This window comes from Candidatus Nitrospira bockiana, from assembly GCF_965152565.1.
The window spans coordinates 2,515,756-2,530,209 of record NZ_OZ224215.1 but is presented as its reverse complement, the minus strand read 5'-3'; the positions used below and the strand labels follow the sequence as shown (position 1 = coordinate 2,530,209).

Genomic DNA, 14,454 nt, shown 5'->3' with positions numbered 1-14,454 from the left:
ATGTTTCGGTTTCTGGAATTCTCGCTTCACGGTTGGGACCTCTGGCCGCCGCTTCGGATTCCGTTGGATCGCGATGTGATCGCGGTGACCGGCCCGAACGGTTCCGGCAAGACGACTTTGCTGGATGCGATCCGCCAACTCCTCAACGCACCGCGCCTGTCATCGAAGCGTCGTCTCCAGCATTACCTCCGCCGGCCGGATGTGCCGGCCCTGCTTCGCGCCGTCGTCTCCAATGACGCGCCCACAGGAAGCATCCCACCTTTTCGGCACGAACGGATCGTCACACCGCAGGTGACGCTGGCCTGCATGCTGGTTCCCGCTGGCGGCGGAGCGCCGGAGAAACGCTTTGCCATTCTTCCCGGCCGCCCCTCATTAGAGGAAGTCCGGCGCAGGCTCTTGGAGTCCAGGGACTGGTATGCTCCGGAGCAGTACGCGCGGGCGTTGGAACGTGCCGGTGTCACCCGGAGTTTGATGGCCGTGCTCGCGATTGAACAGGGGCGGACCAATGCGCTCTTTGAGCTCAAGCCGCGCGAGCTGTTCCAGCGGGTTCTCGAAATGCTCGGCGACCATGATGTGCTGGAGCGATACGGACACGCACGGCAGCGGGTACGAAGAGAGCCGGCAGGAGCTGTCCCGGCAGATGGGAACGTTGACGCGGCTGCAAGTCGAGCTGCAGCAGGTCCAGCGCCGGGTCGTGCAACGTGACCTCTGGGAGCAGGCGCGCGACAAAGTGCAGGAGTTGGAGGCTAGACTCCCGGCTGCCGAGCTTCAGGGGCTCCTGAAGCGACGAGAGGAGGCGACGACGAAAATTCCTGCCTTGCGCACCAAGGTCAGGAATGGGGAAAGCGAGGCCGTCCGCTTGGCACAGGACCTCGTTGAGGCCAGGAACGTGGAAGTCTCAGCAAGGGCGGAGTGCCAGGCCGCCCAAGAGCACGAAATCACGACCCGAGAGACGTGGGGAGACGCCAAGGAGCAGCGCGGGGGCTTGATCGCGCGAATCCGGGAGCTTGAGGAGATGGCTCGCCAGGCGGCGGAGATTGCGGAGGCCGATGTGCAGGCGCTTGAACGATCGGCCGACGAAGCCGGTCAGCGCTTTTTTGAGGCCCATGTGGCGCTTCAGCACGCGCAGGCGCTCGTTCAAGAAACCGCCGACAAGGTGGAGCGTTTGAAAGCCGGCCTCCCGGTGTACCCTCAGGCCGTAAATGCGACCCTGGCGGCGCTCGCGGCAGCCGATATCCGACCTGTCCTATTGGCCGCCACGCTGGAGATCACCGATGTCAATCTCGCCGAAGCGGTCGAGGCGGCATTGGGAAATGCACGATATGCGCTGCTCGTCACACCTGAGCAGGAGCAGGCTGTGCTGAACGTAGCCCGCCAATGCGCCTTCCCCGGACCCGTCTACGCAGGGCCGTCTCTCGCAAGGGCCGAGACCACCGGCCCGGTGATTCTTGGACCAGGATCGCCCGCCTGGGTCAAAACATGGCTTGAAGCTATCCGCCTTCATTATGATGGGGTGTGGCAAGACGAGCGCGGGACTTGGGTAGCCGGCGTGCGGGAGCGGGTGTTGGGGGCGGCCGGCCGCGAAGCGGCTTTGAGCCGAGCCGAGCAAGAACATCACGATGCCCAGGCGGCCGAGGTGCGTGCAATGCGCGACGCAGAGATCGCCCAAGGACACAAGCGAACAGCGGAGGCCGCCTTGGTGCAAGAACGCAGGCGCCGCGATCTGCTTGCGCAAGCAGCCGTGCTCCCGCTTCTGCAGGAACAATCCGATAAGGCCGAGACCGCCTTGCGCGATGCCGAAGTACGGCTTCGCGACGCGACGGCGTCCCGACAATCGGCCGAGGAACGACTGTCCTCTGCATCCAAGACGTTGGCCGCCGTAGAAACATCGCTGGCGGAGTTGACGAAGCGCTTGGACGGCGAACGCGAAGCGCTCCAGCGTGCCGAGACCGAAGCCGGTCAGTACGACGAGTCGATCAGGGACCTAGAGACGCACGTCAGACCGGATCTCTTTGAACGTGCACGGCGCGGCGAGTTGGACGGTCCGGATACCGTGAAGGAGGACCTGGGTCGTGCAAGGCAGGAGTTCGCTGCGCTCGGTGATCCTCCCTCCGAGGAAGTTCGCGAAGAAGCGCATCATCTTCAGACCAACATCGAGCAGGCGGAGGACCATGTCTTATCCAGGCAGCGAGAGGCGGAGCAAGCGCAAATCGAGCTTACCGAATGCCGGCGCCGCTATCTGGATGTCGTCGAAGGAGCGCTTCAGGACTATCGCCGCCGCGCGGTGGAGTTGGCCAAGCGGGCGGCGATTGCCGTGGAGATGGAGTTGCCCCGGCTCGAAGATAATGATCGTGTCCTGGACGAGGCGGGCATTCAGGCGCGATTCGGCTTCGACGGTAAGGATCCGCTGCCATTGGGTGATCCGTCTTTCAGCGGCGGACAACAGGTCATCGCCGGCCTCATCCTCTTGATGGCGATGGCTGAAACCAATGGCCGTGGCTTCTACATGCTGGACGAGCCGTTTGCTCATCTGTCGCTCGACCGTGTCGATGATGTCGGCCACTTCCTGCGAAGCACACGCTCCCAATTTATCCTGACCGCCCCGACGACGCTGGACCGCGCGCAGCTCGATCCGGCCTCACTCGTCATTGTCTTGCACAAGAAACGGCCGCAAGATCCCAATGCGCCTCCACCTCAGGTCGCCATCGCCTGACCATGAGCACAATTCCGGCGCCGACTGAGCATACGTGCCGCTTCACCGAGCGACTTCACTGGAGCGCATGGAAACTCACCGGTCCACTTCGCGAACGCTCGGCGCATCGGGTTCCCGTCTGTTCTGAGTGCGGTCGTGTACGGCCGGCGCGGCGACCGCGCATTCCAACGGTGTTAGAAACCGAAGCCATCAACGCTGAAGCGCTCCCGCTGGTGAACGACACGGGCCGGGCGGTCTCGCTCGCTCTGTTACGGCGAATACGAGCCGTTCCTGGAGCACAGGAACGAGCCCTTATCATCCCCACGCGCGGTGTGCTCGGCGAGCTGGCTGCCCGCGGGATTCCGGCCAGCTCTGTCGATGAGTGGCTGGAGCGATTGATGCGCTGTGGGCTGGCGCGGCTCGTCTGGAAACTGCAAGGCACGCGTCGGTCCATAAAGGCGTTGCACCCGCTCAACGTCGAGGCCCTGGAAGAGTTTGCAGCCCCGGGCAAAAAGGCCGAGCGCCAGCGCGTCCTTCATGAAGCGCGTGAAACGGTCTCCGCCCTCACGCATCCCGTTGCCCGTGAAGTTGCGCGCATCCTTGCCGATGAGGAGCCAGAACGGTTGCCAGCCAAGCAGATCCGTGCACTCGCCGCCGTGGCGAAGCACGTCCAGACCGGCGAAGTGCTGGCGGCTCGGGTATTTGCGGCGCGCTATTTGGGTCATTCCAAGTCGCTGGATTCCGTCCGGAAATTTCTGGAGGGTTGGCTGGGCCCGTTGGAGACGCTGGGGATTCGTGAAGGAGCGGCGATGGCGTTGCTCGGGGGAACGGGCTCGCTCTTCCTCGACGATCAGAAGCTGAACGTCGCCTTGTTGCCTCCGTTCGTCGGGCTCGGGGCTGACACCTTACAGGCAACATCGCATGTGGAGTTTCCCGCAAACGGGTTGTTTGTGGTGGAGAATCTTACCCCGTTCGAGGCTTGTTGCCGAGGTGAAGTCGCAGCGGCGAAGAAGAGTCTTGTTCTCTGGGCTGGAGGATATCCTAGTCGCGCGATACGAACGATGGTGACCATTGCCGCGCAACAACGGGTTCGGGTCCGGGTGTGGTGTGACATCGATCTGGATGGCGTGCGCATTGCACGCGTGATTTCATCTTGGCTACCGGCGGACGTCGAACCGTTTCACATGTCCTCCGAAGATCTGGCGCATGCACCTGAAGGACAGATCTTATCATCGCGGGCCGTGGCCGCGATCAAAGCCGACCTCGCAGCTCAACCCCACGCCTTGTTGGCAGAGACCCTTCGCGCTCTGTTATCGCGGAATCTCTGGGTAGAACAGGAAGCGCTGCTTGCAACGAATGAGCTCCGAGAAGAGGTCAGTCGCTGGGAGGCTCGAAATGCCCGGGCGGCCGAGACTGCCACGGTACCGTCGCCTGGCGGGACTGTTTCACGAGGCTCCGAAGACTGACTTCCGCCGCTCGGATGAGTTTGGGATCACCCGACTGGAGCAGGCGGGTCAACAGGGCGAAGAGCTCCCGCTCCTGGTGAGCGGCGGTGAGAATGCGTTCGATGACGGGATCGACGCCCGGTGGTGAAGAGCCGTCCGTCTCATCACCATCCTCTTCGGCGAGCAGCTCGAGGTGGCGCGGGTCCGCGTACAGCCAGGAGGCCGGGATCCCGAACGCCTTCGCCAAGGCTTCCACGGTCGAGAGGGAGGGATCCGTCTCATCGCGTTCGATCGCTTCCAGCGTCTCGAGTGACACGCCGCTGTGCGCGGCCAACGCCGAAAGGGACTGGCCCCGCGACACGCGCCACGCTTGAATGAACCGGCCGATCGGCATGGACGAATGATACTCAATGCCCGGAGGTCATTCAACCAACGCGGTCAACTGCGCCGCCAGCTCCTCAGCCCGCTTCACCCCCTGGTTGGTCAGCCGATACCGTCCGCCTTTGCCTTGCCCCGCCTTCAAGACCAATCGTTCCTTGAGATAGCCCGCCAGCACCCGGTCCAGACGGGCGACCGGGCACCCCGACTGCCGGAGGGCTTCGGTGAGCCGCGTGACCGCCACCTCTTCTTCACCGCGGAGCTCGCGGTGACCCAGGAGAACGAGGAGCGCGGCGTCTGCCTGGCGATGGGCGCCTTCCGGCCGCACTTTCAACGAGACGGTGCGCGCCTGCGGATCATGGCGCAGCCATGCACGGGGCCGGGCCCGGTGCTCCGCCTCGGCCACGTCGGACTCGCGCGATTCAGCCGGTAGCCGTCCGATCCCGATCCCTTGGACCATGGCTCGAAACTCTTCGAACCGTCGCGCGACGACATCCGACCCTCCTTCGGCCTCGAATTCACGGTCTCCAATCTTCACCCGGAGCTTGAAGGTTACTTGAGGTTCGGCCATGATGGCGGGACTATGCCGCAACCCCTCCGTTTCTGCAAGCGCCGTCTCCTTTTCGGCAACGTTTGCGTCGGCGCCTCAGTGCATTCTCTGATCGGATGGTCGACGTTCGCGAAGTCATCCATAGGCTGTGGACGGCGGTGAATCGTCACAGTTGCGTCACGAAATTCCCGGTAGCGCCGGGAACCGGCATGAATCACGGCTTGTGGATGGCTGGGGATGAAACGGGAAGACGCTTGACGAGAGTCAACGGATCCCGCTACTGCTGAGCACGAGGAGAAGAGCAAGGAGGAAAGATGGCGCTCCCCGCACTCCCGGCCGGCCGGGCGCGGTTGATCCGGGACCTCGCCAGGCACAAGAAAACGCGCGACGTCGAGCAGGCGTTCGTCCTCGAAGGGAGCAAAGCGATTCGCGAGTTGCTGACCGCGGACCCGTTGCGGATCCTTTCCGTGGTGCTGCCACTCCAAGGAGCGAGCGAAGGATCGGACCTGATCCCGCTGCTCCGGCAGGCCCGCATCTCGGCGTACACCTGTCCGGCGGCGCTCTTCGACACGCTGAGCGGCTTGAGCACGAGCGCCGGCCTGCTCGCCGTCGTCAAGCAACCGGCATGGAACGCCGAGACGGTGTTCTCGAAGCCGTTCCTGCTCGGCGTCTACGGCGACGGCCTTCAGGACCCGACCAACGTCGGCACCCTGATCCGGACGTCTTTGGCGTTCGAGGTCGACGCCCTGTGGCTGTCAGAGGATTCCGCCGACGTCTACAATCCCAAGGTCGTGCGGGCCACCGCCGGGGCCGTCCTGCGGTTGCCGATCTTTCGGGTGTCCGACGCCTCCGTCTTCGAAGACAAGAAGTGCACCCTCCTCACGGCGGAAGTGGCCGGCCCGCACACCTGCGCCATCCAGGCCCTTGACGTCATTCCCCCACGGGCGGTGCTTTGCCTCGGCAACGAAGGCCGGGGGCTGCGCGACGACGTCCGCCGCCGCGCGGCCGTCCGGTTTCATATCCCGATCAGCGAGGCGGTCGAATCTTTGAACGTGGCTGCCGCGGCAGCCATCAGCCTCTACCACGTTCAGGCTCGGCGACGGCGTGCCGAGGCGCAAGGGGCCGTGCGGTCTTCCCTGTGATCCCGGCGGTCAGAAATGGAAGGAGAGGCCGCCGACGACGTGACTGACGGAATAGTCACCCTGCAAGCCGTTCGTGGCTCCAACGGCGTTGTCAAACGTGAAGGTCGCCCGGTTGTATTTGTACTCCGCGAAGGCGGCCACGTGCTCGGTGAAGTAGTAGCGCAGCCCGGCCAGGCCGTTGAATCCGGGGACCGCGTTGTCCGAGACCGACCGACCGCCTGTCAATCCGCCGTCCAACGAGGCGAAGTAGACCCCGAGCCCGACGCCCGCGTACGGCTGAAGGCGGCAGAAATGGTGGTCGGTATAGAGGTGGCCCCGCCGGGCCTCGGCCTCCGTCGGTCGCGTCGCCCTCTGGTCGCGATCCGTTCTACAGTCGTACTGCCCCCTCGCAATGACGTTGAACGCCAGCGTCGTCACGCGAAGGTCCGCTCCGGGCCCGATCGCCGAACGTTTCAGGTGCGGGGTGCTGTTGAACGCCTCCACCTCCACGCCGAGCCAGCTCCAACGATCGTGGAAGAAGTATCCGAGCTTGCCGCCGTAGACGGCGGAGTTCTTCAGGTCGACGTCGCCGAACAGCATGCCGTTCGTGCCTTGCACGTTGTTGAACGCGTGTCCGAACGTGTACCCGCCGAATCCGGCCACGTACCATTCGGCGGGTCGCCGGTGGTCGTACGGCCGCTCGTCCGCCGCTCTCATCGCCGCGGCCCGGTCGCGCTCGGCCCGCCTCGATTCATCGTCCGGAGCCGCGACCTGTGCGGCCGCGGTGAACGGACCCGTTCCCATCTGCAGAAGCCCCGCGAGCACGAGGATGGAGACTCTCATCAGGATTGGCATGGCTCACTCCTTGGTTGTGTGTGGCCAGACCTTACCCGGAACGCCGTATGCCGTGGAATCCGGCGGCCGCGAGATGAACGTGCCGGTCGGCACTCAGGGGAGCGTCAGGGGCCGTGATCGACGACGGCGGAGCGGGGGACAGCCGTCCGCGCCCTGCCATGACGGCGTGGTTCGCGTGGGCTGACGGGATTCAGAGGCGCCGGACGCTTGGCGGACGCGCTGGACAAGCGCATCGGGCGCGCGGCAGGGCGTCACGCCGTCGTGCTGTCGACCGCATCGGTCTGTTCGGCGGCAGCGACGATCGGAAACGTGAGCAGGAACCGGGCGCCGCCGGCGGGGGAGGTGCCGACTGACATGTCGCCGCGATGCGCCTTCACGATGCTGTAGGAGATGGAGAGCCCGAGACCGAGCCCGGTGCCCGCCGGCTTGGTGGTGAGGAAGGGCGTGAAGAGGCGCTCTTTCAGCTCTTGCGGAACGCCGGGCCCGCTGTCGTCGACGATCACCGCGACCGTCCCGTCGATCCGCTCGGTGGACAGCGTGATGCGCTTGACCGGCGCATCCGCCAACGCATCCTTGGCGTTCAGCAGGAGATTGATGAGCACCTGTTCAAGTTGGGTCTCGTTGCCTTCCACGATGACGTCCCCGGAGACCGGGGCGAAGACCGCGGTGATGCCGGCGAGCCGCAACGGATCCTGTACGAAGCGGAGCGCGTTCTCGATGACCCGATGGAGCGAACACGGCCGTCGGGGCGCCTCGCCGCCGCGGGCGAACACGCGCAGATGCGAGACGATGTCGGCGGCGCGACGCAATTGTCCCTGGGCCTCCTGGATCGACGCCAACAGTTGCTCCCGATCCACCTCACCGGCTCGTAGCGTGTCGCGCAGATTCCCCAAGTACAGCCCCACGTTGTTCAGCGGGTTGTTGAGCTCATGGGTGATCCCGGCGGCCAACTGCCCGAGCGTCGCGAGCTTCCCCGCGTGGATCAGCTCTTCCTGCTTGCGACGCAACAGGTGTTCGCGCTCGGCGGCTTGAGCCAGCAGCCTCGTACGTTGGTCGAGGAGCTCTTGGCGGGTATGGAGAAACGACACGATCAGCGCCCCGATGCCCGCGAAGAGGACGAGGCGGAAGAATTCGACGGGATCGGACAGATCGAACGAGTAGAACGGCGGGAGATTCGCGTACAGGGTCCCGATGGTGCCGATGACCAGGCTCAGCAGCCCGCCTTCCAATCGGCCGTACCAGGTGCTGAGCAGAAGGGCGAGGAAGAGAAAGATGAAGGTGGTGCTCTGGAGCGTCCCAAGGAACAGATGGGTCAAGCCCAGCGCAGCCACGGTCGCGAGCAGGGACAGACTTACACGCCAGACTGTCAAGCCCGAGACGAATCGCATTGGTGAATCGACTGTGTTTATACGCTGGTCGCTCAAGGAGGTACAGTCGGATGACGGCCCTGCTCCCTAGGGCCGTTTGCACTCCCTGACTCGGCTGGTGAGGAGACGGGACGACGGGGACCCGTCCTTCGAGACGGCGCGATCGATCATCCATGCTGCCATTCGTTGACTGCAAGCCGCCGATACCGTAGGATGATCTCACGTACTAGCCACGCGACCGTCCTATCTCGCGCTTCTCCGTTTCATTTCCTGCGCGCGATTCCTAGTCTCCGCCGCTTCTACGCGAAGATCCTTGGAGGTCCGGTCCGCACGCCCGCTGACGCGAGCGGACAGGCTCGGCGCTTTGCCGCCCGACTTGCTGCATGGGTCTTGCCAAGGCCACGAAAGCATCAAGTCCCGTAGCGGCTGATCGCTGATGGCCCGGTGGAGAGACTCCTAGGCAGTCGGACACGGTGCAAGCCGGCGAGGCAGTCGCCGGCAAGGAGGCCCGGATGGTGTGCCCTCGTTGTCATGGGCTGATGGTGAAGATCGATATCGAGGATGCCGGAGGATCGAGCTACCGCCTCTCAGGATGGCACTGCCTGTTATGCGGCAACGTCACCGAGACCGGGATCCAGGCCAATCGAAAATACCGTCAGGATCCCAGACGCAGCCGTGCTCGTCCCCACGGGACCGAATAAGCTGATGTCTGCTGGAGAGAGCGTTCGCCACCCATCGGTTGTCGGATTGCGGGGTCTCCCTTCGTGTTGACCATAGAAATGTGGCTGCTGGCGTTCGGCGGCACCCTCGTGCTCCTCTGGCTCACACTCCTGCTTGTCTACAGGCCTGGCAAGCGATAACGCGTCAACCCGGGCGATTTGCCCATGCGACGAGAGTTGGCCTTGGGCTTCTGCGCCACACACTTCCCGCCCATCTGCGGCAGTGGAATCAGGAGCCCGTTTTCACCAGTGCCGGCGGGAGGTAACCGGTTGTCTTCAGGGCCCCGTCGGTTGCCAAAGACGCTTGGTACGATCTCGAGGCGGATCTTCGACATGCTCCGATGGCAGAGAACTGGGATGGGATGGTTCTTCGCGATCGCTTTGGTCGGCTGCTCCAACGGTGACTTCACCCTCGAAGGGTGGACCGGGCGCCATCGAGATGAGTTACTAGGAACCTGAGGATCACCGACCAGCGAAATCTCGCTGGCACAGGGCGGTACCGCCATCGCCTATCGCAATCAATGGGCAAACGGCTACGCACACTACACCTGCCAGCGTGTCTTCTTCACGGACGCCGAAGGAACGATTCGTTCCTGGTCTGCTATCGATTGCTAGCCGGTTCGCGGGCAGCGAGGCGACCGCGGTAATCAGAATCCCTCCACCGAACCGTCATCACCGGACCCCTGGCCCATGCCCGGACTCGGCTCGGAGGTCGTCCTACATCTCCCCTGCTTGGATCGAGGCTCTTCCCCCATTCCAGCGGCATAGTTAAATAGACCGGTACACCTCGGTGGCGTCTGCTATGCGATGGACCGGGCGGCGAGAGAGCCTGAACATCGAGGACCGGCGACGCATGGGCCCGATCGGAACGGGGGCCGGGATCGGCCTCGGCGGGCTGATTCTCGTCGTCGTGGTCAGTGTGCTGACCGGAACCAATCCGCTTGCTCTCCTGAGCCTGGTCGAGACGGTCCAGCAGCCTTCGCCCTCGTCCTTCACCGAGCAGGCCGGCCAGCCGACCGACGAGCTCGGGCGCTTCGCCGCAGTCGTCTTGGCCGATACGGAAGAGACATGGAGGGGGCTCCTTCCCACACTCGGGCGACGGTACGAGGAGCCGCGGCTCGTCCTATTCAGCCAAGCCGTCTCTTCGGGCTGCGGGTTCGGATCCGCGGCTACGGGGCCCTTTTACTGTCCCAGGGATGCCAAGGTCTATCTCGACCTCTCGTTTTTCGACGAACTGGCGCGCCGATTCGGCGCACCGGGTGACTTCGCGCAGGCGTACGTCATCGCCCATGAAATCGGCCATCACGTCCAGCATCTCCTCGGGATTGCCGAGCGCGTGGCGGAGTGGCAGCGTCGTATGTCCGAGCGGGACGCGAAGGCGCTCTCCGTGCAGCTCGAGCTGCAAGCGGATTGCTTTGCGGGCGTCTGGGGATATCATGCGGCGCGGGATCGGAACCTCATCGAGCCGGGCGATTTCGAAGAGGGCCTCCGTGCCGCGGCGGCGATCGGCGATGATCGTCTGCAGCATCGCGTGCAAGGGTACGTGCAGCCGGAGACCTGGACCCATGGGTCTTCACACCAGCGGCAAACTTGGCTGCGAAGGGGCTTGGAGCGCGGTGATCCGGCCGCCTGCGACACCGTGGACCGGACAGCGATCGAGCCGGGCGGGGTCGGCTCTCCGGTTGAACCTTGCACGCTCCGCGCCTCCCATCTCCACGGCTGCGCTTTCCGCTCCGTTCTGGCATGATACGGCTTGAGGGCGAGCCCGTAAGTAACGCCTGAACTGCTCCACAATAGAAATAGCTGAGGACAAACATTAGCCGACGGCCGACCTCAGTATGGAAGTACGGCGTTGTCCTCATGGTGAGCATCGCCTCGCTGGCCATCCATGAAAGCCATGCAGAGGATGTAAGACTGATCAGCGTGAGCGCACGTGTCGGCTTTAGCGGACAAACGTTCTTGGGCAAGGAACAGAAACACAATTTCCAATTGTACGATCTCGCCGCCCTTTTCGACCTTCCTTGGGGCTGGCCGCTCGGCGAGACCGGGTGGGCGCTTAAGACGCGACTCATTACCAGCGGCGGCGCCCTCGTTGGCGCCGGTGACACCGGGTTCGTGGCTACGGTCGTTCCGGCTCTCGCCCTCACCGCATGGAATGGGGCGCTGTCTTTCGACGTGGGCGGCGGCGGCGCCGTCTTCACGAGGCAGAAGTTCGGGGATCAAGACTTCGGTGGCCCGTTTCAATTCGTTGCCACTGCCGGAATCGCGTTGAATCCCTCGGCACACGCGCATCTCGGGCTTCGTCTCCAACATTTTTCCGATGCGGCTCTGTACAAGGGAGGACTCGGCGTGGACCTGTATCTCGTCGAGATCGGCTATCGATTTTGAGGCGTGACGCGCCTTGGTGAGTGGCGGAAGACTCAGCGGCAGAGGTGCCGAGCAAAGCCTCGGACCATGGTCGGGCTCAGAAATCGCCGTGCGGGTAATGAGCGGCGCTATCCAGGACCCTGAGAAACTGCTTCACATCGAGCGGCTTTCGGAGAAAGGCATAGGCTCCGGCCCCAAACGCCGCATCCTCGACCACATCGGTCACATCGGCGGTCACAATCACTACCGGAATCCGGTGTCCCTTGTCTCGGAGACGCCGAATCAACTTGATTCCGTCTTCTCCCGGCATCCGCACATCAGCCACGATCGCGTCGCACTGATAGTCGTCGAGGTAGGTCGAGCTCTCCGCCAGGTTCGTAGCGGTATCGACGTGAAAGGTCGGACGATGAATGGCGATCAGCTCGGGAATGGCCACGAGCGTTGCCGCGTCATCATCGATGACAAGGACGCGCCGTGTTGACGGCGACGGGTGCGCACTGGTCACGGACATGGGATGGACAATAGCACAGTCACGGCCGATAAATCTCTCTGAAGTATCAGAGCCTGCTCTGTGCATCGACCTCCGGCAGGCACACCATGCCTTTGTCGGCTTCCGCGTGATGATCGCACCTACGGAGTACGGTTCCTGGATCGCTGCTCGCCGTGCGTCTGGACTTGCCGATTATTTCGCTTGCACCCCTAAGTCCGGCGGCAGAGAATGGCGCAATGGCGGTGCTCTTGGCGGTGCCGCGATGGTGAAAGCTCAGGTAACGGTCAAGGCGAGCCCGGAGACGTGAAGACGAAGCGTACCAACAGGCAAGGCCTGACGCAGGCCTCTGCACGGATCGCCAAAGCCATTGGTCTTCCCGAAATTATGGCGATCGTCCGCACCTCGGCACGAGACATGACCGGTGCAGACGGAGTGACGTTCGTGCTTCGAGAAGTCGATCAGGTCTACTATGCAGACGAGTCGGCAATTCGGCCTCTGTGGAAAGGACAGCGGTTTCCGATCTCGGACTGTATTTCAGGCTGGAGCATTCTCAATCGGTGTCCGGTAACGGTCCCGATTCTAGAAAACGACCCGAGAATCCCGCTGGACCTCTACCGCACTACATTCGTAAAGAGCCTCGCGATCGTTCCGATTGGGATGGAAGTCCCTATCGGAACCATCGGCGCCTATTGGGCGATTCGTCATCAGGCCACAGAAGGAGAAGTTGCGATCCTCGAGGGCCTGGCACAATCCACGTTTACAGCCATCGTTCGACTGCGCGACCTGGCCTCCTCGGATTAACAATAGTGACGAGAGAGAGTGAAACCCCAATCTGCGTTTTCTCTTAGACCTCCCGCCCCTCGCTAGAATCGTCTATCTTTCGTCCTGGCCTCAGGTTCTCCAGATTCGTCCCCTGGGACCTTCGGTGCGGTCCCTTCTGCGGCCCTTTCTTTTGAACAATCATTGGAGTCTTGAAGAACCCAAGCGGACCTTGGGTGCAAGAACGGGCGGAAGGCATCCCGGTTGCCGTGTTCTACCAAGCGGCGGGCCAGGCGCCAATCGGGAAGGCCTTTAGATCGACTGGTGACGGCGGTATTCGTGGTCTTGGACGACGACTATTTGGAGAAACAATCGGGCAAAAAGCCCCGACACGCGCTGAAAATGGAGTGAGGAAGGGTATGGTGCCGAGGGACAGAATCGAACTGTCGACACCAGCCTTTTCAGGGCTGTGCTCTGCCAACTGAGCTACCTCGGCACGCTCATGGCTTCACGTGGAGGGTGCACCTTACCTCAAGGGCTTCGATTGGGTCAAGATCACTGCAGAATTCGCGCTCCATGTCATGCCGAGCCCCCGCGTTCGTGGTTACCAATGGTGCGTTCTTCCCAAATGGCGCATGGATGTTTATCGCAGCCATGAAGCCGACGCCACACGGTCCAGCCCGTCAGTACGACGGGGGATCTGGGGCGGCAGAGGCACCATCTTCAGCAAGGAGGCGGTCATGACCCCGACGGGATTGCAGCCACACGTCGAGATCCGGCGAAGCGGCCAGCGGTTTCAGACACAGCGCAGTTGGCTGGATTCGCATCACAGCTTCAGCTTCGGCGGCCACTATGATCCTCGCAACACGCCTCATGGTCTGCTGCTCGTGAGCAATGACGACGTGGTGCGGCCGAACACGGGATTCCGGACACACCCGCATCACGATATGGAAATCGTGGCCTGAGTGCTCGACGGCGAGCTCGAGCACAAAGACTCCGAGGGCAACAGAAGGCTCATCCCAAGAAGACCTGAATACCTCGAGGCGTCTTGAGGACCTCGAAAAAGGGGAGGAACATGGCGACCGGAAGCGATCACGCGCATCATGAGCATGGAGATCAGCGGCACCACGCCAGGGTGGACGAGCGCAGATCCCTCAACCGCCTCGCGGTGTCGGCCACGATCCACTGCCTGACCGGCTGCGCGATCGGCGAGGTGCTGGGGATGGTGATCGGGACGGCGTTCGGCTGGGCCAATGCCGCGACCGTCGCCTTGTCCGTCGCGCTGGCCTTTTTCTTCGGCTACGCGATGACGCTCTGGCCGCTCCTGGGCGCCGGGATGGCGTTCAAGGCGGCGGTGGGCCTGGCTTTGGCCTCCGACACCCTCTCGATCACCGTGATGGAAATCGTGGACAATGCCGTGGTGCTGGCGATCCCGGGCGCGATGAATGCGGGGCTGGGCAGCCTGCTGTTCTGGGGAAGCCTTGCGTTCTCGCTGGTCGTGGCCTTCGTGGCCGCGCTGCCGGTGAATCGCTGGCTCATCAGCAAGGGGCGCGGCCATGCCTTGGTCCACGCCCATCATTGACCAGAAAGACCGCTTCGCTGGTGGCATTGAAGGAAGGATTTATCGGAGCGCCACCAGCCGTCGTCTTCCATCATCAAACGCCGTCTCCCTAATCTCTAATCGGAGAGCAAATCCTCCGGCCTGAGTCCA

At 63.2% G+C, this 14,454-nt stretch carries 14 protein-coding genes, 1 tRNA gene and 1 pseudogene; 10 read left to right on the top strand and 6 right to left on the bottom strand.

The window, feature by feature from the left end:
* The 3 genes from ACWHYV_RS12480 to ACWHYV_RS12470 all read left to right on the top strand — a co-directional run bounded on the left by ACWHYV_RS12480 (position 1) and on the right by ACWHYV_RS12470 (position 4,158).
* The gene (locus ACWHYV_RS12480; RefSeq protein WP_447976820.1) at positions 1–705 is read left to right on the top strand and encodes an AAA family ATPase; all 705 of its coding nucleotides are present in this window, start codon (positions 1–3) and stop codon (positions 703–705) included.
* On the top strand, positions 641–2,713 hold the full coding sequence (locus ACWHYV_RS12475) for a hypothetical protein (RefSeq protein ID WP_447976819.1): 2,073 nt from the start codon (positions 641–643) through the stop codon (positions 2,711–2,713). Before ACWHYV_RS12480 ends, ACWHYV_RS12475 begins: the two co-directional genes overlap by 65 nt.
* A gap of 170 nt (positions 2,714–2,883) precedes the next feature.
* Positions 2,884–4,158 carry a Wadjet anti-phage system protein JetD domain-containing protein gene (locus ACWHYV_RS12470; RefSeq protein ID WP_447976818.1) on the top strand — a complete coding sequence of 425 codons (1,275 nt, stop codon included), beginning with the start codon at positions 2,884–2,886 and terminating at the stop codon, positions 4,156–4,158.
* On the opposite strand, the gene ACWHYV_RS12465 is transcribed toward ACWHYV_RS12470, so the two are convergent.
* Positions 4,067–4,531, bottom strand: coding sequence for a helix-turn-helix domain-containing protein (locus ACWHYV_RS12465; protein WP_447976817.1), 465 nt, complete (start codon positions 4,529–4,531; stop codon positions 4,067–4,069). The two genes, ACWHYV_RS12470 and ACWHYV_RS12465, sit on opposite strands and share 92 nt — an antisense overlap.
* Positions 4,532–4,558: 27 nt before the next feature.
* Complete coding sequence (locus tag ACWHYV_RS12460; RefSeq protein WP_447976816.1) at positions 4,559–5,053, bottom strand: hypothetical protein; 495 nt, start codon at positions 5,051–5,053, stop codon at positions 4,559–4,561.
* Positions 5,054–5,379: 326 nt separating this feature from the next.
* Between ACWHYV_RS12460 and ACWHYV_RS12455 the strand changes: the two genes are divergently transcribed.
* On the top strand, positions 5,380–6,207 hold the full coding sequence (locus ACWHYV_RS12455) for a TrmH family RNA methyltransferase (protein ID WP_447976815.1): 828 nt from the start codon (positions 5,380–5,382) through the stop codon (positions 6,205–6,207).
* Between the two features lie 9 nt (positions 6,208–6,216).
* Here the strand turns inward: ACWHYV_RS12455 and ACWHYV_RS12450 are convergent, their stop codons facing one another.
* Complete coding sequence (locus tag ACWHYV_RS12450) at positions 6,217–7,041, bottom strand: outer membrane protein (RefSeq protein WP_447976814.1); 825 nt, start codon at positions 7,039–7,041, stop codon at positions 6,217–6,219.
* Positions 7,042–7,292: 251 nt separating this feature from the next.
* Entirely contained in the window at positions 7,293–8,429 is a 1,137-nt protein-coding gene (locus ACWHYV_RS12445; protein ID WP_447976813.1) for a sensor histidine kinase, read from the bottom strand.
* A 491-nt stretch (positions 8,430–8,920) separates the two neighbouring features.
* On the opposite strand from ACWHYV_RS12445, the gene ACWHYV_RS12440 reads away from it, so the two are divergent.
* From ACWHYV_RS12440 to ACWHYV_RS12430, 3 genes are all read left to right on the top strand, one after another.
* Positions 8,921–9,109, top strand: coding sequence for a hypothetical protein (locus ACWHYV_RS12440; protein ID WP_447976812.1), 189 nt, complete (start codon positions 8,921–8,923; stop codon positions 9,107–9,109).
* A gap of 820 nt (positions 9,110–9,929) precedes the next feature.
* Positions 9,930–10,874 carry a KPN_02809 family neutral zinc metallopeptidase gene (gene ypfJ / locus ACWHYV_RS12435; RefSeq protein ID WP_447976811.1) on the top strand — a complete coding sequence of 315 codons (945 nt, stop codon included), beginning with the start codon at positions 9,930–9,932 and terminating at the stop codon, positions 10,872–10,874.
* A 113-nt stretch (positions 10,875–10,987) separates the two neighbouring features.
* Positions 10,988–11,515 carry an acyloxyacyl hydrolase gene (locus ACWHYV_RS12430; RefSeq protein WP_447976810.1) on the top strand — a complete coding sequence of 176 codons (528 nt, stop codon included), beginning with the start codon at positions 10,988–10,990 and terminating at the stop codon, positions 11,513–11,515.
* A 76-nt stretch (positions 11,516–11,591) separates the two neighbouring features.
* Here ACWHYV_RS12430 and ACWHYV_RS12425 read toward each other — a convergent pair whose 3' ends face one another.
* Positions 11,592–12,005: a response regulator gene (locus tag ACWHYV_RS12425; protein ID WP_447976809.1), complete on the bottom strand. Its 414-nt coding sequence runs from the start codon at positions 12,003–12,005 to the stop codon at positions 11,592–11,594.
* Between the two features lie 207 nt (positions 12,006–12,212).
* On the opposite strand from ACWHYV_RS12425, the gene ACWHYV_RS12420 reads away from it, so the two are divergent.
* On the top strand, positions 12,213–12,785 hold the full coding sequence (locus ACWHYV_RS12420) for a GAF domain-containing protein (RefSeq protein ID WP_447976808.1): 573 nt from the start codon (positions 12,213–12,215) through the stop codon (positions 12,783–12,785).
* Positions 12,786–13,163: 378 nt separating this feature from the next.
* Here ACWHYV_RS12420 and ACWHYV_RS12415 read toward each other — a convergent pair.
* Positions 13,164–13,239 (bottom strand) — tRNA-Phe (locus tag ACWHYV_RS12415).
* Between the two features lie 244 nt (positions 13,240–13,483).
* Here ACWHYV_RS12415 and ACWHYV_RS12410 point away from each other — a divergent pair.
* Positions 13,484–13,705 (top strand): annotated as a pseudogene (locus ACWHYV_RS12410) (pirin family protein); the annotation flags it as partial.
* 113 nt (positions 13,706–13,818) lie between these two features.
* The gene (locus ACWHYV_RS12405; protein ID WP_447976807.1) at positions 13,819–14,325 is read left to right on the top strand and encodes a DUF4396 domain-containing protein; all 507 of its coding nucleotides are present in this window, start codon (positions 13,819–13,821) and stop codon (positions 14,323–14,325) included.
* Positions 14,326–14,454: the final 129 nt, after the last annotated feature.